Consider the following 18,812-nt stretch of genomic DNA (forward strand, 5'->3'; position numbering starts at 1 on the left):
CCATTTGTTTATTATTCAGGCTATTAATATTTTTAACTGTGCGAATTATCTTATTGTCGCACTGACTGGTCTGAAATGGGAGTCCACATTAATAGCGTATAAGCCATAAAAGAAAAACGCCACGTAAAAACGTGGCGCTTGCTGGCTTTATTTGCGTTACGAGCGTTTCATCATATCGAAGAAATCGTCGTTAGTTTTGGTCATCGCCAGTTTGTTAATGAGGAACTCCATTGCGTCGATTTCACCCATTGGATGGATGATTTTGCGCAGGATCCACATTTTCTGCAGCTCTTCCTGGGTGGTGAGCAGCTCTTCTTTACGGGTACCGGAACGGTTGTAGTCGATAGCCGGGAAGACGCGTTTCTCAGCAATTTTACGAGAGAGGTGCAGTTCCATGTTACCTGTACCTTTAAACTCTTCGTAAATAACTTCGTCCATTTTGGAACCCGTATCGATCAGCGCCGTAGCGATGATGGTCAGGCTGCCGCCCTCTTCCACGTTACGTGCCGCACCGAAGAAGCGTTTTGGACGATGCAGGGCGTTAGCGTCCACACCCCCCGTCAGCACTTTACCGGAAGCCGGAACGACGGTGTTGTAGGCACGCGCCAGACGGGTGATGGAGTCGAGCAGGATGATCACGTCTTTCTTGTGTTCAACCAGGCGTTTCGCCTTCTCGATAACCATTTCCGCAACCTGAACGTGGCGAGATGCGGGTTCGTCAAAGGTAGAAGCAACCACTTCACCTTTAACCAGACGCTGCATCTCGGTCACTTCTTCCGGACGTTCGTCAATCAGCAGTACCATCAGTACGCAGTCTGGGTGGTTATAAGCGATGCTCTGCGCGATATTCTGCAGCAGCATGGTTTTACCCGCTTTTGGCGGTGCGACGATCAGACCACGCTGGCCACGACCGATAGGCGATGCCAGATCCAGGACGCGAGCGGTTAAATCTTCAGTTGAGCCGTTACCACGCTCCATGCGCAGGCGAGAGTTCGCGTGCAGCGGCGTTAAGTTCTCAAACAGGATCTTATTACGGGAGTTTTCCGGTTTGTCGAAGTTAACTTCATTCACTTTCAACAGCGCAAAGTAGCGTTCACCCTCTTTTGGAGGACGAATCTTACCTGAAATGGTGTCACCAGTGCGGAGGTTGAAACGGCGGATTTGGCTAGGGGATACGTAGATGTCGTCAGGGCCGGCGAGGTAGGAGCTGTCTGCAGAGCGGAGGAAACCAAATCCGTCTTGCAATATCTCCAGCACACCGTCGCCAAAGATATCTTCGCCACTCTTAGCGTGCTGCTTCAGGATGGCGAAAATGATGTCCTGCTTGCGCATACGAGCCTGGTTTTCCAGCCCCATATTTTCGCCGAGAGTGATCAGCTCAGAAACCGGCGTATTCTTTAATTCGGTAAGATTCATAATGGTGTGGGTTCTTAAACTCGGGGTGATACTCGAACTTAATGTTGTGAATGGTATGGCAGGGTCATCCATGCCTGTTTAGCGGCCATCAACTCATGTCTGTTCGCTGTCTGGTCACAGGGAAAAAACGCAGAACTGAAACGACAAGACGGATTGAGTGACAAGCCCGGAATTTAGCAACTTCACGCACTGTTTGTGTCAACAACGGGAAGTATCGGGTAAAACAAGATTCAAACAACAAGATATGTTTAAAACGAAGTCATAGCTAACTTAGCACGACTTCAGCCGGGCGTCCAGAGTTCCACATAATTTAGGCGCTCTGGACGCGCAGCAAAGAAACCTTACGCCAGGTTAGCGTCGAGGAACTCTTTCAGTTGACCTTTGGACAGTGCGCCCACTTTGGTCGCTGCCACTTCGCCGTTTTTGAACAGCAGCAGGGTCGGAATGCCACGGATACCGTATTTTGGTGCGGTGCCCGGGTTCTGGTCGATGTTCAGCTTGGCAACGGTCAGTTTGCCCTGATATTCGTCAGCGATCTCATCCAGAATCGGGGCGATCATTTTGCAAGGACCACACCATTCAGCCCAGAAATCGACGAGTGTCAGCCCGTCAGCCTTAAGTACGTCCGTGTCAAAACTGTCGTCAGTCAGGTGAATAATTTTATCGCTCATATATAACTCCACAGGAATAAGCCTGGTGCGTTGGTTTCGCCCTCATCAACGACGTGTTGATGTCGCATTAACCAACTAAAGGTTGACTTTATTTCACCGGATACGCTTTCGTAAAGCAATAGTAAGCTGATATTCTACCACACTATGAGCAAAACACATTTAACAGAACAGAAGTTTTCCGACTTCGCCCTGCACCCAAAAGTGATCGAAGCCCTTGAAAATAAAGGGTTTCATAACTGTACGCCCATTCAGGCTCTCGCCCTGCCGCTGACGCTGGCGGGACGTGACGTAGCAGGGCAGGCGCAAACCGGTACTGGCAAAACGATGGCGTTTTTAACGTCAACGTTTCATTATTTACTTTCTCATCCAGCGATTGCAGACCGCAAAGTTAACCAGCCGCGCGCGCTAATTATGGCCCCGACGCGAGAACTGGCGGTACAGATCCACGCAGACGCTGAACCCCTGATGCAGGCTACGGGCCTGAAAATCGGCCTGGCTTATGGCGGCGATGGTTACGATAAGCAGCTGAAAGTGCTGGAAAGCGGTGTGGATATCCTGATTGGTACCACCGGCCGTCTTATCGACTACGCAAAACAGAACCACATTAACCTTGGTGCCATCCAGGTTGTGGTGCTGGATGAAGCTGATCGTATGTACGATCTGGGCTTCATTAAAGATATCCGCTGGCTGTTCCGCCGCATGCCACCCGCGAATCAGCGCCTCAACATGCTGTTCTCTGCGACCCTGTCGTATCGCGTACGCGAACTGGCATTCGAGCAGATGAACAACGCCGAATATGTGGAAGTGGAACCCGAGCAGAAAACCGGCCACCGTATCAAAGAAGAACTCTTCTATCCTTCCAATGAAGAGAAAATGCGTCTGCTGCAAACGCTGATTGAAGAAGAGTGGCCAGACCGCGCCATTATCTTCGCGAACACCAAGCACCGCTGTGAAGATATCTGGGGCCATCTGGCTGCAGACGGTCACCGCGTTGGCCTGCTAACGGGCGATGTTGCGCAGAAAAAACGCCTGCGTATTCTTGAAGAATTCACCCGTGGCGATCTCGATATTCTGGTCGCCACCGACGTCGCAGCGCGCGGCCTGCACATTCCAGCCGTTACGCACGTCTTTAACTATGACCTGCCGGATGACTGCGAAGACTATGTACACCGTATCGGTCGTACCGGTCGTGCGGGTGCAAGCGGCCACTCTATCAGCCTCGCGTGTGAAGAGTATGCGCTGAACCTGCCGGCGATTGAGACGTACATCGGCCATTCTATTCCGGTGAGTAAGTACAACCCGGATGCGCTATTAAGCGAACTGCCGCCGGCTAAGCGCCTTACCCGCGCCCGCTCCGGCAATGGCCCGCGTCGATCTGGCGCGCCGCGTAATCGTCGTCGCTCAGGTTAAAAAATTATGCTCAGCTCCACCTCGCTTTATGCGGCAATTGATCTCGGTTCGAATAGTTTTCATATGCTGGTTGTGCGCGAGGTGGCGGGAAGCATACAAACGCTGACGCGCATTAAGCGCAAGGTCCGCCTCGCGGCGGGCCTGAGCAGCGATAATCACCTCTCTCCTGAAGCCATGGAACGTGGCTGGCAGTGCCTGCGACTCTTTGCAGAGCGTCTGCAGGATATCCCGCATTCCCAAATCACCGTCGTCGCCACTGCAACACTCCGCCTGGCGGTTAACGCCGTGGATTTTATTGCCAAAGCGCAGGAAATTCTCGGTTGTCCGGTGCAGGTTATCAGCGGTGAAGAAGAAGCGCGCCTGATTTATCAGGGCGTTGCGCACACCACGGGAGGCGACGATCGTCGTCTGGTTGTGGATATCGGGGGCGCCAGTACCGAACTCGTGACCGGCACCGGTGCGCAGGCAACGTCACTATTCAGCCTGTCGATGGGTTGCGTAACCTGGCTTGAGCGCTACTTTACTGACCGCAATCTGGGTCAGGAGAACTTCGACGAGGCGGAAACTGCCGCACGCGAGGTGTTACGCCCGGTGATGGACGAACTGCGCTACCACGGCTGGAAAGTCTGCGTGGGGGCCTCCGGTACCGTGCAGGCATTGCAGGAAATTATGATGGCGCAGGGCATGGATGAGCGGATCACGCTTGCCAAGCTTCAGCAGCTTAAACAGCGGGCCATTCAGTGCGGGCGTCTGGAAGAGCTGGAAATTGAAGGCCTGACGCTTGAACGCGCGCTGGTATTCCCGAGCGGGCTCGCGATCCTGATCGCCATCTTCACCGAACTGAACATCAAATGTATGACGCTGGCGGGTGGCGCGCTGCGTGAAGGTCTGGTCTACGGGATGTTGCACCTGTCGGTCGATCAGGACATTCGCAGCCGTACCCTGCGAAACGTGCAGCGTCGTTTCCTGGTTGATATCGATCAGGCAGGCCGCGTGGCACAGCTGGCGTCACGCTTCGCCGATCATGTGGCTAACGCCTGGGATCTGGACCCTTTGAGTCGTGATCTGCTGCTAAGTGCCTGTGCACTGCATGAAATCGGGCTGAGCATTGATTTTAAACAGGCCCCGACTCATGCCGCTTATCTGGTGCGTAACCTCGATTTACCCGGCTATACCCCTGCGCAGAAAAAGTTGCTGGCAACGCTGCTGTTGAACCAGACCAACGCCGTTGACCTCTCCTCTTTGCATCAGCAAAACGCCGTACCGCCGCGCGTGGCCGAGCATATGTGCCGCCTGCTGCGTCTGGCTATTCTGTTTGCCAGCCGCCGCCGCGATGATTTGCTGCCGGCACTCAATCTGGTGGCGGATGACGAGAAACTTTCGCTGACGTTGCCGGAAAACTGGCTGGATAATCATCCGCTTGGGGCGGAGATGGTCGAGCAGGAGTGTCAGTGGCAGAGCTACGTACACTGGGTGCTTGAGGTGAAATAACAGGGCGGACATGCCCGGTAACGCTACGCTTGCCGGGCGTGTAACAACCTACCCCTTCTCTTTGGCTTTCGCCAGCATGGCGCGGATGTTAGCGACGTTCGCCTGCCCCTTATGCATCCGCTCTTCAGCCGTAATCACTTTACGCTCCTGCTCCCAGATGAGGTCGTCCTGCGGAAGTTCCAGCAGGAAACGGCTCGGCTCCGGGCGCACCAGTTCGCCATATTGTCTACGCTCTTTGCACAGCGTGAAGGTCAGCTCTTTCTGAGCGCGCGTGATGCCAACATAGGCCAGACGGCGCTCCTCATCGACGTTATCTTCATCAATGCTGCTCTGGTGCGGCAGTAACCCCTCTTCCATGCCAACCAGATAGACATACGGGAATTCCAGACCTTTTGATGCATGCAGCGTCATCAGCTGAACCTGATCGGCCTCTTCTTCGCTCTCGCCGCGTTCCATCATATCGCGCAGGGTAAAGCGGGTAACCACCTGCGTCAGGGTCATCGGTTCATCAATCTCCGAGCCTTCCAGCATTTCAGTCATCCAGCTGAACAGCTGGTTAACGTTTTTCATGCGCATCTCGGCCGCTTTCGGACTGGCGGAGGTTTCATACAGCCAGGACTCGTAGTCGATACCGTGGATAAGGTCGCGCACGGCGGCGATAGGTTCGCGCTCTGCCAGCCGCTGCACTTCACCAAGCCAGTGGGTAAAGCGGGTTAATGAATCGTAGCCGCGTCCGGTGAGCGTCTGACTCAGCCCCATATCGAAGCTGGCGGTAAAGAGACTCTTATTACGCGTCATCGCCCACTCGCCAAGCTTTTGTAGCGTCGCCGGGCCAATTTCCCGTTTCGGGGTATTCACGATACGCAGAAACGCGCTGTCATCATCCGGGTTAGTGAGCACACGCAGGTAGGCCAGAAGATCTTTGATTTCGGGCCGCGAGAAGAAGGAGGTCCCGCCCGAAATTTTGTACGGGATGCGGTTTTGCATCAGCATCTTTTCAAAGACGCGTGACTGGTGGTTGCCGCGATAGAGGATCGCGTAGTCTTTGTATTCGGTTTTATTGACGAAGTGGTGGGCGATGAGTTCGCCTGTGACCCGCTCCGCTTCGTGCTCTTCATTGTTGGCGCTGAGCACTTTTAGCTCTGTACCGTAACCCAGTTCGGAGAACAGGCGTTTTTCGAACACGTGCGGGTTGTTGGCGATCAGGATATTCGCGGCTTTAAGGATACGTCCGGAGGAACGGTAGTTCTGCTCCAGTTTGATCACCTGCAGCGCCGGGAAATCTTTACTCAGCAGGACCAGGTTTTGCGGACGCGCACCGCGCCAGGAGTAAATGGACTGATCGTCATCACCGACCACCGTGAAACGCGCGCGCTGTCCCACCAGCAGCTTCACCAGTTCATACTGGCTGGTATTGGTGTCCTGATACTCATCCACCAGCAGGTAGCGGATTTTATTCTGCCAGCGCTCACGCACCTCTTCATTACGCTGCAGCAGTAGCGTGGGAAGCAGGATCAGGTCGTCGAAATCCAGCACGTTACAGGCTTTCATATGCGCATCGTACAGACCGTAGCAGTGGGCGAAGATCCGATCCCGCTCGCCTTTGGCGATCGCCGCGGCCTGGGCCGGGGTCATCAGATCGTTTTTCCAGTTGGAGATCGTTGAGATCAGCTGTTGCAGCAGAACCTTATCATCTTCGATCAGCCCCTCGGTGAGCTCCTTGAGCAGGGCCACCTGGTCGGTATCGTCGAACAGTGAGAAGTTGGATTTCATCCCCAGCGCGGCGTATTCACGTTTGATGATATCCAGCCCCAGCGTATGGAAGGTGGAAATCATCAGACCGCGCGCCTCTTTACGCCCCAGCGTCTGGCCGACACGCTCTTTCATCTCGCGCGCTGCTTTGTTAGTAAACGTCACCGCCGCGATGTGGCGAGCCTGATACCCGCAGCCGCGGATCAGGTGGGCAATCTTATTGGTGATGACGCGCGTTTTGCCGGATCCCGCGCCCGCCAGCACCAGACAGGGTCCAGTGACAAATTCGACGGCTTGTTGTTGTCCGGGGTTTAAACGCATAAATGATCACTCAATGAAAGTCAGGAGGGGAGAATAACAGCGTGGTAGTATAGCGAGCCTAATCCATACCACTCAAGGCACGATCATGGCAAAAACCGCGGCAGCACTGCATATCCTTGTAAAAGAAGAAAAACTGGCTCTGGATCTTCTCGAGCAGATCAAAAACGGCGCCGACTTCGGCAAGCTGGCGAAGAAACACTCTATTTGTCCGTCAGGTAAACGCGGCGGTGATTTAGGTGAATTCCGTCAGGGTCAAATGGTTCCGGCGTTCGATAAAGTGGTCTTTTCCTGCCCGGTGCTGGAACCCACTGGCCCACTGCATACGCAGTTTGGCTACCATGTAATTAAGGTTCTGTACCGCAAATAACAGCAAGGCCTTCTCTGAGAGAAGGCCTTGTACGTTTAGTCAGGTCAGGGCATCAGCCCGCCCGGGTATTAACCTGCTACCGCGATACGTTTCATATCGGTCATGTAGCCACGCAGTTTCTGGCCCACTTTCTCGATTTCATGACCGCGAATGGCTTCGTTTACATCACGCAGCTGCGCGTTATCCACAGCACCTTCCGCAATCGCTTTGCCCAGATCGCCCGGCTGCAGGGTTGTCATGAACTCTTTCAGCAGCGGTACGCAAGCGTAAGAGAACAGGTAGTTACCGTACTCGGCGGTATCAGAGATAACCACGTTCATTTCGTACAGACGCTTACGGGCGATGGTGTTCGCAATCAGCGGCAGCTCGTGCAGTGATTCATAGTAGGCAGACTCTTCGATGATGCCGGAATCCACCATGGTTTCGAACGCCAGCTCAACGCCAGCTTTCACCATCGCAATCATCAGAACGCCTTTATCGAAGTACTCCTGCTCGCCGATTTTACCTTCAAACTGTGGGGCGGTTTCAAAAGCGGTTTTACCGGTCTCTTCACGCCAGGTCAGCAGTTTCTTATCGTCGTTAGCCCAGTCCGCCATCATGCCGGAAGAGAACTCGCCGGAGATAATGTCGTCCATATGTTTCTGGAACAGCGGTGCCATGATCGTTTTCAGCTGTTCAGACAGCGCGTAAGCACGCAGTTTCGCCGGGTTGGACAGACGGTCCATCATCAGCGTAATACCGCCCTGCTTCAGCGCTTCGGTGATCGTTTCCCAGCCAAACTGAATCAGTTTTTCTGCGTATGCCGGGTCTGTACCCTCTTCCACAAGCTTGTCGAAGCACAGCAGAGAGCCCGCCTGCAGCATACCGCACAGGATGGTTTGCTCACCCATCAGGTCAGATTTTACTTCCGCGACGAAAGACGATTCCAGAACGCCCGCACGGTGGCCACCCGTTGCTGCAGCCCATGCTTTGGCGATCGCCATACCTTCACCTTTCGGATCGTTTTCCGGGTGAACGGCGATAAGCGTTGGCACGCCGAAGCCACGTTTGTACTCTTCACGTACTTCTGTACCCGGGCACTTCGGTGCCACCATCACAACGGTGATGTCTTTACGGATCTGCTCGCCCACTTCAACGATGTTAAAGCCGTGGGAGTAACCCAACGCCGCACCGTCTTTCATCAGCGGCTGCACGGAACGCACAACGTCAGAGTGCTGTTTGTCTGGCGTCAGGTTAACCACCAGGTCTGCCTGGGGGATCAGTTCTTCGTAGGTACCGACTTTAAAACCATTTTCGGTCGCTTTGCGCCAGGACGCACGCTTCTCAGCAATCGCTTCTTTACGCAGGGCGTAGGAGATATCCAGACCGGAGTCACGCATGTTCAGGCCCTGGTTCAGACCCTGGGCGCCGCAGCCGACGATGACCACTTTTTTACCCTGAAGGTAGCTCGCGCCATCGGCAAATTCGTCGCGCGCCATAAAGCGGCATTTGCCCAGCTGCGCCAGCTGCTGGCGCAAATTCAGTGTATTAAAGTAGTTAGCCATAATGGACTCCGTGATGTTGTGTTGTTGTGCTTATTGTTCGGTTCGCTTTTGCGAGAATGAACTTACTATATGACAGGAAATTTATTGCGGAAATTGATATATTCACAACGTCACGTTGCAATATTTGCAATGTAAAAAGGGGGAGTGAAATCAGTGGATTTACGCGATCTGAAAATGTTCCTGCATCTGGCGGAAAGCCGTCACTTTGGGCGCAGCGCCCGGGCGATGCACGTCAGTCCCTCCACGCTTTCGCGCCAGATCCAGCGCCTTGAGGAAGACCTCGGTCAGCCCCTGTTTGTACGCGACAACCGCACCGTCACCCTGACGGAGGCCGGTGAGGAGTTACGGGTCTTTGCCCAACAAACGCTGCTGCAGTATCAACAGCTGCGACACACCATTGACCAGAAAGGGCCATCGCTGTCCGGCGAGCTGCATATTTTCTGCTCCGTGACCGCGGCCTATAGCCATCTGCCGCCGATTCTTGACCGCTTTCGCGCAGAACAACCGTCGGTGGAAATTAAACTCACCACCGGTGATGCCGCCGACGCAATGGAAAAAGTGGTGACAGGCGAGGCGGATCTCGCCATTGCCGGGAAACCCGAAACCCTGCCAGGCGCTGTCGCGTTCTCAATGCTGGAGAACCTGGCGGTCGTGTTGATTGCCCCCGCGTTACCCTGCCCGGTGCGTAATCAGGTGTCGGTGGAAAAACCGGACTGGTCCACGGTGCCTTTTATCATGGCCGATCAGGGGCCGGTGCGCCGACGTATTGAGCTCTGGTTTCGTCGCCAGAAGATCAGCAACCCGTCGATTTACGCGACGGTTGGCGGGCATGAGGCGATGGTGTCAATGGTGGCGCTGGGCTGCGGCGTGGCACTGCTGCCGGAAGTGGTCCTGGAGAACAGCCCGGAACCGGTGCGTAATCGCGTGATGATTCTGGAGCGCAGCGACGAAAAAACGCCGTTTGAGCTTGGCGTATGCGCACAAAAAAAGCGGCTGCAGGAGCCGCTTATTGATGCCTTCTGGCAGATACTGCCTAACCACTAGCCCGCCAGGAAGAACCTGAACGCCGGGTTATGGGTTTCATCGTGACACTCATAGCCCAGCTCGTTCAGCCGCGTTTCGAAATCAGGCTCGTGCTCGCCCAGTTCGAAGGCGGCCAGCACGCGTCCATAATCGGTACCGTGGCTGCGGTAGTGGAACAGAGAGATGTTCCAGTGCGTGCCCAACGTATGCAGGAACTTGAGCAACGCGCCCGGTGACTCCGGGAACTCGAAGCTGTAGAGACGTTCCTGCAGCGGCTTCGACGGACGCCCGCCCACCATATAACGCACGTGCAGTTTCGCCATCTCATCGTCGGAGAGATCCACGACGCTGTAGCCACCTTCGTGGAGAAGGTGGAGGATCTCTTTACGCTCTTCCAGACCACGGCTTAACCGTACGCCGACAAAAATGCAGGCATCTCGGGCGTCGGCAAAACGGTAGTTAAACTCCGTGACTGAACGGCCGCCCAGCAGCTGACAAAACTTCAGGAAGCTGCCCTTCTCTTCCGGGATGGTAACCGCCAGCAGCGCTTCGCGTTGCTCACCCAGCTCGCAGCGTTCGGAAACATAGCGCAGACCGTGGAAGTTCACGTTGGCACCAGAAAGGACATGTGCCAGACGCTCGCCGCGGATGTTGTGCTGCGCGATATATTTCTTCATCCCCGCCAGCGCCAGCGCGCCGGAAGGTTCCGCTACCGCACGCACATCTTCGAACAGATCTTTCATTGCGGCGCAGATGGCATCGCTGTCGACGGTGATAATATCGTCGAGATACTCCTGGCAAAGACGGAAGGTTTCATCGCCAATGCGTTTAACCGCCACGCCTTCAGCAAACAGCCCGACGCGTGGTAAGTCCACCGGATGACCGGCATCCAGCGCCGCTTTCAGACAGGCCGAGTCTTCCGCCTCAACGGCAATCACTTTGATTTGCGGCATCAGCTGTTTGATCAGCACCGCTACCCCCGCCGCGAGGCCACCACCGCCAACCGGCACGAAGACGCGGTCGAGATGCGCATCCTGCTGCAGCAGCTCAAGCGCCAGCGTCCCCTGTCCGGCAATGACCATCGGATGATCGAACGGCGGCACCCAGGTAAACCCCTGTTGCTGCGCCAGCTCTATCGCTTTGGCTTTGGCTTCGTCAAAGTTTGCGCCGTGGAGCAACACTTCACCGCCGAAACCGCGTACGGCATCCACTTTGATATCGGCAGTAGCAACCGGCATAACAATCAGCGCTTTCAGCCCCAGGCGCGCAGAGGAGAACGCGACGCCCTGCGCGTGGTTGCCCGCAGAGGCGGTAATCACCCCCCGCGCTTTTTGCTCGTCGGTCAACCCGGCCATCATCGCGTAGGCGCCACGCAGCTTGAAGCTGTGTACCGGCTGGCGGTCTTCGCGTTTCACCAGAATCACGTTGTCGAGGCGCGAGGAGAGTTTTTCCATCTTCTGCAGCGGCGTGACCTGTACGGCTTCATAGACCGGTGCACGTAGCACCGCCCTGAGGTATTCCGCCCCCTCAGGGGCGGCGGATAACGGTTGCGACTCGGCCATCATTAGCCCCCAAGTTTCGATTTGTCGCGCACCGCGCCTTTATCTGCACTGGTGGCAAGGCTCGCATAGGCGCGCAGGGCGAAGGAGACGTCGCGCTGGCGATCTTTTGGCGTCCAGGCTTTGTCACCGCGAGCTTCCTGGGCTTCACGACGCGCCGCAATCTCCTGGTCGCTCAGTTTCAACTGAATACCGCGATTCGGGATATCAATTTCGATCAGATCGCCATCCTCAATAATCGCGATGTTGCCGCCGCTTGCCGCTTCCGGTGACACGTGGCCAATGGAGAGACCAGACGTACCGCCAGAAAAACGTCCGTCGGTGATCAGCGCACAGGCTTTACCGAGGCCCATGGATTTCAGGAAGGTGGTGGGATAGAGCATCTCCTGCATACCCGGCCCGCCTTTCGGCCCTTCGTAGCGAATGACAACCACGTCGCCTTCCACCACTTTGCCACCGAGAATAGCCTCTACCGCGTCGTCCTGGCTTTCGTACACTTTTGCCGGGCCGGTGAATTTGAGAATACTGTCATCCACGCCTGCGGTTTTTACAATACAGCCGTTTTCTGCAAAGTTACCGTAGAGCACGGCCAGACCGCCGTCCTTGCTATAGGCATGTTCCAGTGAGCGAATACAGCCTTCTGCACGATCGTCATCCAGCGTGTCCCAGCGGCAATCCTGTGAGAAGGCCTGGGTGGTACGAATACCTGCCGGGCCGGCGCGGAACATCTTTTTCACCGCATCGTCTTTCGTGAGCATGACGTCGTATTTGTCCAGCGACTCCGGCAGCGTCAGGCCGAGCACGTTTTTGACGTTGCGGTTCAGCAGCCCGGCGCGATCCAGTTCACCGAGAATACCCAGTACGCCACCCGCACGGTGGACATCTTCCATGTGGTATTTCTGGGTACTCGGCGCAACTTTACAGAGCTGCGGTACTTTGCGGGACAGCTTGTCGATATCGCTCATGGTGAAGTCGATTTCAGCTTCCTGCGCAGCGGCCAGCAGGTGGAGAACGGTGTTGGTGGAACCGCCCATGGCGATATCCAGCGTCATGGCATTTTCAAACGCGGCTTTGCTGGCGATATTACGCGGCAGCGCGCTTTCATCATCTTGCTCATAGTAGCGTTTGGTCAGCTCAACGATGCGTTTACCGGCATTGAGGAACAGCTGTTTACGGTCGGCGTGGGTCGCCAGCAGCGAGCCGTTGCCCGGCTGAGACAGACCCAGCGCTTCGGTCAGACAGTTCATGGAGTTCGCGGTGAACATACCTGAGCAGGAGCCACAGGTTGGGCACGCAGAACGTTCAACCTGATCGCTTTGCTCATCAGAAACTTTTGGATCCGCGCCCTGAATCATCGCATCGACCAGGTCGAGCTTGATGATTTTATCGGAAAGCTTGGTTTTACCCGCTTCCATTGGACCGCCGGAGACGAAGATCACCGGAATGTTCAGACGCAGGGAAGCCATCAGCATCCCTGGGGTAATTTTGTCGCAGTTGGAGATACAAACCATGGCATCCGCGCAATGGGCGTTCACCATATACTCCACCGAGTCGGCGATCAGCTCACGCGACGGCAGTGAATAGAGCATACCCCCGTGACCCATCGCGATACCGTCATCCACCGCAATGGTGTTGAACTCTTTCGCCACACCGCCGGAGGCTTCGATTTGCTCGGCAACGAGTTTGCCGAGATCGCGCAGGTGCACGTGGCCCGGCACAAACTGGGTGAAGGAGTTCACCACGGCGATAATAGGCTTACCGAAATCGGCGTCGGTCATCCCGGTGGCGCGCCACAGTGCGCGGGCACCCGCCATGTTACGGCCATGAGTGGTGGTGGCGGAACGATACTTAGGCATGCTTTATTTACTCCCGTCTGACTATTGAATGGGACGGTGCGTGCCGTCCCATATTTATGCTTATTGATTAACCTGATCCAGCCAGCCGTATTTATCTTCCGTTTCACCGGTGAAGAGGCCAAAGAAGGCTTGCTGAATACGTTTGGTGACCGGACCACAGCGGCCAGCACCAACCTGAATACCGTCTACGCTACGAACCGGCGTAATTTCTGCCGCGGTACCGGACATGAACACTTCATCGGCCAGGTACAGGGATTCGCGGGACAGGACCTGCTCACGGACTTCGATACCCAAATCTTTTGCCAGCTTGATGATGGCGTCACGGGTAATGCCCGGCAGAGCGGAAGAGGTAAATGGCGGCGTAAACAGGATGCCGTCTTTCACTTCGAACAGGTTTTCACCTGCACCTTCAGAGATATAGCCATTCACGTCCAGCGCGATACCTTCCTGATAACCGTGACGGCGCGCTTCGCTTCCGACCAGCAGTGAGGAGAGGTAGTTACCGCCCGCTTTTGCCGCCGTCGGGATCGTGTTTGGTGCCACGCGGTTCCAGGAAGAAACCATTGCGTCGATCCCCTGCTCCAGGGCTTCAGCCCCCAGATAAGCACCCCATGGGAACGCAGCAATGATCACATCGGTGGTATAACCGGCTGGCGGGTTCACGCCCATGCCCACATCACCTACAAACACCAGCGGACGAATATAGGCACTGGTGAGGTTGTTCTTACGAATCACGTCGCGGCAGGCTTCCATCAGCTCATCCACGCTCTGAGAAACCGGGAAACGATAAATTTTGGCTGAGTCATGCAGACGCTGCATGTGTTCGCGATGACGGAACACCACTGGCCCTTTGTGTGAGTCGTAGCAACGGATGCCTTCGAAGACAGAGGTACCGTAATGCAGCGCGTGGGACATAACGTGGACTTTCGCGTCCTCCCAGCGAACCATCTCACCATTGAACCAAATGTAATCAGCTTTTTTTGTCGTCATTTTCTCTTCCTGTCGCGCTTAAGCACGGATCTGTTGTGATGTGGTTGTACTCTGGCAGATGGCAACATGTGCAACGTCTACCAGTTTTGTTAACTGACTAAACAGTAAGTCGACCGACCGCGGGCTGGCAACGGTTAATTCGATACTGATATTTTGAGCATCAGTGGCCGTCTCCATATTCATAGAGCAAATCTGAAAGCCACGGTGACGCACCACACGCAAAACGCGTTCTAATGTCTCTGGATTGAAGCGAGCCTGCACGGCGACCTGATGTTGCATCATGATAATTTCTCCAGCATTTGTGAGTTACTGGCACCTGGCGGTACCAACGGCCAGACATTCTCAAGCTCGTCGATTGAGACATGAAGCAGGTACGGCCCTTCGCTTGACAGCATGGTGTCGAGTGCCGCTTCAACCTGGTCTTTACGGGTGATGTGCTGGCCAGGGATACCAAAGGCGCTGGCCAGAATGAGGAAATCAGGGTTATCCGTCAGGGTAGTCTCACTGTAGCGTTCCTGAAAAAACAGCTGTTGCCACTGACGAACCATTCCTAAACGCTGGTTATCGAGCAAGACGATTTTCAACGGTAACTGCTTGCGCTTAACGGTGCCCAGCTCCTGAACGTTCATCATGAAAGAGCCGTCACCGGAGATACAGATAACCGTATCGTTCGGGCGGGCAACCTGCGCCCCTACCGCGGCAGGGAGACCGAAGCCCATCGTCCCTAAGCCGCTGGAGGTAATGAAGTTTTCCGGGCGCGAGTAAGTCATGTGCTGTGCTGACCACATCTGGTGTTGGCCTACATCCGTCGTGACCACACAGTCTGCCGGTTTACGGTCGGACAATTGCTTTAACAGCAGTGGCGCATAGATGGCGTCACCAGGATGGTCGTAACGCCAGGTATGTTCAACGCGCATTTCGGCGGTGTGCTGACGCCATGCGTCGATTTTCAGAGGCTGCTGTAAAGCCGGTAATAACGCGTTGAGATTGCCCTGCAGGGCCACATGCGCCTGACGCAGTTTGTTCATCTCCGCCGGGTCGATATCCATGTGGATCACGTTGGCATTCGGCGCGAAGGTATTCAGCTTGCCGGTGACACGATCATCAAAACGGGCACCTACGGCGATCAGCAAGTCACACGCCTGCACGGCCAGGTTCGCCGCTTTGGTACCGTGCATCCCCAGCATGCCCAGATAGTAAGGATAGTCAGCATCTACCGCGCCAAGACCTTTCAACGTACAGGTGGCGGGCATTTGCGTAACCGCGATGAATTCGCGCAGGGCGGGAACGGCCTGTGCCATACCAACCCCACCCCCTACGTACAACATCGGTTGTTTAGCGTGGGCAATCATCTGCCGCGCCTCTTCCACCGCGGCGTGCGGGAATGCATCGTCGCTTTCAACGGTGGAGAAGTGCGGTTCCAGATCGCCGAGAGCAACCTGGATATCTTTCGGGATATCAACCAGAACCGGTCCAGGACGACCAGAGTTTGCCACCTCAAACGCCTCTGCCATCACACGCGGCAGCTCTTCCAGAGACTGAACGAGGAAGCTGTGTTTAGTGCAGGCCAGTGACAAGCCGAGCACGTCCACTTCCTGGAAGGCATCAGTACCAATGAGGGGTGAGGCCACCTGACCGGTGATGGCGACAACGGGAACGGAATCAAGCAGTGCATCCGCCAGGCCGGTGATCAGGTTTGTGGCGCCCGGCCCTGAGGTTGCCATGCAGACACCGGTTTTACCGGTGGCACGTGCATAGCCAATGGCGGCCATCGCAGCGCCCTGCTCGTGTCGGCACAAGAGGTGTTCCACGCCGCCGTCATACAATGCATCGTAAATCGGCATTATTGCGCCCCCCGGATAACCGAAGACAGTGTCGACTCCCTGTGCGCGCAACGCATGTACTACCCACTGTGCACCATTCATAGTTAGTTCCCCGTCATAAATCGGGAGAAACAGAATTTTGTGCTATTAGTCATTCTCTGCTCCTCGTGTAAGTTTTTTAGTCATAAAAAAACCCCCGGACCTTTCGGTGCGGGGGTCTTAGTTCGTTAAGGCTTGATTTCTAAGCCTTTCCTCGTCCAAGTGCAGCCCCGCACGGTGGGATAATAATCACCACCACGCTAATCACGACCAGGCTAATCACTCGTAGAAGGGCTGTCATTTTCAGTTCTTTTTGCATCTTGTTCGAAGGAATACCTAAAGAGGTATCACAGTTTTTAAATCAAACACAAGATTTATTTATGGCTGGTTTCGTTAGCCTGCGAATCATATTTTATGAACGCATTGTTTTATATGAAGAAATTAGATAGTGAATATTTTTCATTTTTTCAGCACGGACAGAGCGGTATGTCGCCTGTACATTTTTTTGCGAGCAGGGTTCCGCAGAAAAGAAAAGGTTACATCTTGACGTTAAAACCTCGGAAGAGGATGCGTAAATCCGCTAAATGTGGCTAAACATGCATATCGGTCACGGGCATAGTCATCTCCTGAGGAGGTGCTTATGTCACTGTCAGTTGTTTATACCCGTGCGGCCATTGGCGTAAAAGCACCGCTTATTTCGGTAGAAGTTCATCTCAGCAACGGGCTGCCCGGGCTGACGCTGGTTGGATTGCCGGAGACCACGGTAAAGGAAGCCAGAGATCGGGTGCGCAGTGCGATTATTAATAGCGGTTATACCTTTCCGGCAAAGAAAATCACCATCAACCTTGCGCCTGCAGACTTGCCTAAAGAGGGAGGGCGATATGATTTACCTATCGCTATAGCGCTCCTCGCCGCCTCTGAGCAGCTTAACAGCAGCAGACTAGGCGCATATGAGTTCATCGGTGAACTGGCGCTCACAGGCGCGCTGAGGGGCGTTCCTGGTGCCATCTCGGGTGCGCTGGAGGCCATTCGCGCTGGTCGACAAATCATTGTTGCCAATGAAAATGGTGCAGAAGTGAGCCTGATAGTCGAGAGAGGATGTCTGCTAGCCGGGCATTTACAGGAAGTGTGCGCGTATCTTGAGGGGCGACATGTGCTGTCAGAGCCGGAAGAATCAGGCGATCCCCTGGCAGAAAGCCCGGACGATCTGAGCGATATTTACGGCCAGGAGCAGGGGAAGCGGGCGCTGGAGATCACCGCTGCCGGCGGACATAACCTGTTGCTGATTGGCCCACCGGGTACAGGAAAAACGATGCTGGCGAGCAGGTTGAATGGTTTACTGCCTCCACTTAATAACCATGAAGCGCTGGAAAGCGCGGCGATATTTAGTCTGGTGAGTTCCGTGTCATTGCAAAAACAGTGGCGACGTCGCCCGTTTCGCTCTCCGCACCACAGTGCCTCACTGGCGGCCATGGTCGGCGGTGGCACCATACCAGGGCCGGGAGAGATCTCTCTGGCGCACAACGGCATCCTGTTTCTGGATGAACTGCCTGAATTTGAACGCCGCGTTCTGGATGCGCTGAGGGAGCCCATCGAATCGGGTGAGATCCATATCTCCCGTGCACGCGCCAAAATAAGCTATCCCGCGCGGTTCCAGCTGGTAGCGGCAATGAACCCCAGCCCATCGGGCCATTATCAGGGAAACCACAATCGCTCCACGCCTGAACAGACGCTACGCTACCTGGGGAAGTTATCTGGTCCTTTCCTGGATCGTTTCGATTTGTCGCTGGAAATCCCCTTGCCTCCTCCCGGCCTGCTCAGCCAGAGCAGCGCCAGAGGAGAGAGTACGGTGGAGGTTCGCGAGCGGGTTATCGCCGCGCAGGCCCGGCAGTATATGCGTCAACATAAGCTGAATGCCCGTCTGGATAACGCTGAGATTCGGCAGTTTTGTCCTCTTAAAACTGAAGATTCATGCTGGCTGGAGGATACGTTGACGCGCTTTGGGCTTTCCATTCGCGCATGGCAGCGTCTTATAAAAGTCGCCCGCACCATCGCCGATGTGGAAAAGTGCCCTGACATTGAGAGGCGGCATCTGCAGGAAGCGTTAAGCTATCGTGCGATCGATCGCTTGCTCCTGCACCTGCAAAAGTTACTGGCATAAAAAAAGGGGCCACGGCCCCTTTTCTTGTTAGTCGTCAGACTCAGTGTAGTCTTCAGCACCTTCCATCTGCGGTTTACCGCCAGACAGCGTATGGAAACGCTTTGGACGCTTAATGCGTGCCATATACTTGATCCATACACGTTCTGCTTCAGACTGTGGCTCACGCTCGCCACGGCAGACTGCGACAAACTGTTTTTCGTCTTCAGTTGCAGGCTCACGTTTACCCAGATCCAGCTCGTTAAAGGCATAACCATGACGCTCAAGCATCTGCGCCTCTTTGATGGTGAAATCGCCGTGACGAGAGAACCCGCGTGGATAATTTTTATTGTCGAAAAAACGATTAGTCGTCGTAAAGCTTTCCGCCATCCTACACGCTCCTAATTCTTTGG

The 18,812-nt window shown here is 54.9% G+C and carries 17 protein-coding genes; 5 read left to right on the plus strand and 12 right to left on the minus strand.

The features are described 5' to 3' along the window. Positions 1-156: 156 nt before the first annotated feature. Positions 157-1,416 carry a transcription termination factor Rho gene (gene rho, locus L462_RS05365; protein WP_008501566.1) on the minus strand — a complete coding sequence of 420 codons (1,260 nt, stop codon included), beginning with the start codon at positions 1,414-1,416 and terminating at the stop codon, positions 157-159. Between the two features lie 341 nt (positions 1,417-1,757). Next, positions 1,758-2,087: a thioredoxin TrxA gene (gene trxA, locus L462_RS05360; RefSeq protein WP_004386384.1), complete on the minus strand. Its 330-nt coding sequence runs from the start codon at positions 2,085-2,087 to the stop codon at positions 1,758-1,760. A 144-nt stretch (positions 2,088-2,231) separates the two neighbouring features. Between trxA and rhlB the strand changes: the two genes are divergently transcribed. After that, entirely contained in the window at positions 2,232-3,497 is a 1,266-nt protein-coding gene (gene rhlB, locus L462_RS05355) for an ATP-dependent RNA helicase RhlB (protein WP_014172158.1), read from the plus strand. A gap of 6 nt (positions 3,498-3,503) precedes the next feature. Continuing rightward, positions 3,504-4,988, plus strand: a complete 1,485-nt coding sequence (gene gppA, locus L462_RS05350; RefSeq protein ID WP_032679229.1) for a guanosine-5'-triphosphate,3'-diphosphate diphosphatase — start codon at positions 3,504-3,506, stop codon at positions 4,986-4,988. Between the two features lie 48 nt (positions 4,989-5,036). Here gppA and rep read toward each other — a convergent pair whose 3' ends face one another. Then, positions 5,037-7,061, minus strand: a complete 2,025-nt coding sequence (gene rep, locus L462_RS05345) for a DNA helicase Rep (RefSeq protein WP_014172160.1) — start codon at positions 7,059-7,061, stop codon at positions 5,037-5,039. A gap of 85 nt (positions 7,062-7,146) precedes the next feature. Between rep and ppiC the strand changes: the two genes are divergently transcribed. Beyond that, positions 7,147-7,428, plus strand: coding sequence for a peptidylprolyl isomerase PpiC (gene ppiC, locus L462_RS05340; protein ID WP_008501570.1), 282 nt, complete (start codon positions 7,147-7,149; stop codon positions 7,426-7,428). Between the two features lie 68 nt (positions 7,429-7,496). Here ppiC and ilvC read toward each other — a convergent pair whose 3' ends face one another. Further along, positions 7,497-8,972: a ketol-acid reductoisomerase gene (gene ilvC, locus L462_RS05335; protein ID WP_014172161.1), complete on the minus strand. Its 1,476-nt coding sequence runs from the start codon at positions 8,970-8,972 to the stop codon at positions 7,497-7,499. A 153-nt stretch (positions 8,973-9,125) separates the two neighbouring features. Here ilvC and ilvY point away from each other — a divergent pair, with 153 nt between their 5' ends. Then, on the plus strand, positions 9,126-10,016 hold the full coding sequence (gene ilvY / locus L462_RS05330; RefSeq protein ID WP_020882896.1) for an HTH-type transcriptional activator IlvY: 891 nt from the start codon (positions 9,126-9,128) through the stop codon (positions 10,014-10,016). On the opposite strand, the gene ilvA is transcribed toward ilvY, so the two are convergent. The 7 genes from ilvA to ilvL all read right to left on the minus strand — a co-directional run bounded on the left by ilvA (position 10,013) and on the right by ilvL (position 16,563). Beyond that, entirely contained in the window at positions 10,013-11,557 is a 1,545-nt protein-coding gene (gene ilvA, locus L462_RS05325) for a threonine ammonia-lyase, biosynthetic (RefSeq protein ID WP_025202773.1), read from the minus strand. The two genes, ilvY and ilvA, sit on opposite strands and share 4 nt — an antisense overlap. Before the next feature lie 2 nt (positions 11,558-11,559). Beyond that, a complete protein-coding gene (gene ilvD, locus L462_RS05320; protein WP_020882897.1) occupies positions 11,560-13,410 on the minus strand; it encodes a dihydroxy-acid dehydratase in 1,851 nt (616 codons plus the stop codon). Between the two features lie 60 nt (positions 13,411-13,470). Next, a complete protein-coding gene (gene ilvE, locus L462_RS05315) occupies positions 13,471-14,400 on the minus strand; it encodes a branched-chain-amino-acid transaminase (RefSeq protein ID WP_025202772.1) in 930 nt (309 codons plus the stop codon). A gap of 18 nt (positions 14,401-14,418) precedes the next feature. Beyond that, entirely contained in the window at positions 14,419-14,682 is a 264-nt protein-coding gene (ilvM, locus tag L462_RS05310; protein ID WP_014172166.1) for an acetolactate synthase 2 small subunit, read from the minus strand. Continuing rightward, a complete protein-coding gene (gene ilvG, locus L462_RS05305) occupies positions 14,679-16,325 on the minus strand; it encodes an acetolactate synthase 2 catalytic subunit (RefSeq protein WP_032679230.1) in 1,647 nt (548 codons plus the stop codon). The genes ilvM and ilvG overlap by 4 nt, the downstream gene beginning before the upstream one ends. Before the next feature lie 2 nt (positions 16,326-16,327). Beyond that, positions 16,328-16,378, minus strand: coding sequence for a peptide IlvX (gene ilvX / locus L462_RS25205; protein ID WP_102046757.1), 51 nt, complete (start codon positions 16,376-16,378; stop codon positions 16,328-16,330). Between the two features lie 86 nt (positions 16,379-16,464). Then, positions 16,465-16,563: an ilv operon leader peptide gene (ilvL, locus tag L462_RS24625; protein WP_001311244.1), complete on the minus strand. Its 99-nt coding sequence runs from the start codon at positions 16,561-16,563 to the stop codon at positions 16,465-16,467. 339 nt (positions 16,564-16,902) lie between these two features. Between ilvL and L462_RS05300 the strand changes: the two genes are divergently transcribed. Further along, positions 16,903-18,423, plus strand: coding sequence for a YifB family Mg chelatase-like AAA ATPase (locus L462_RS05300; RefSeq protein WP_032679231.1), 1,521 nt, complete (start codon positions 16,903-16,905; stop codon positions 18,421-18,423). Positions 18,424-18,450: 27 nt separating this feature from the next. On the opposite strand, the gene L462_RS05295 is transcribed toward L462_RS05300, so the two are convergent. Next, complete coding sequence (locus tag L462_RS05295; protein WP_014172168.1) at positions 18,451-18,789, minus strand: MaoP family protein; 339 nt, start codon at positions 18,787-18,789, stop codon at positions 18,451-18,453. Between the last annotated feature and the right edge of the window lie 23 nt (positions 18,790-18,812).

It is taken from the genome of Enterobacter sp. BIDMC 26 (assembly GCF_000534435.1).
GTDB classification, from domain to species: Bacteria; Pseudomonadota; Gammaproteobacteria; order Enterobacterales; family Enterobacteriaceae; genus Enterobacter; species Enterobacter ludwigii.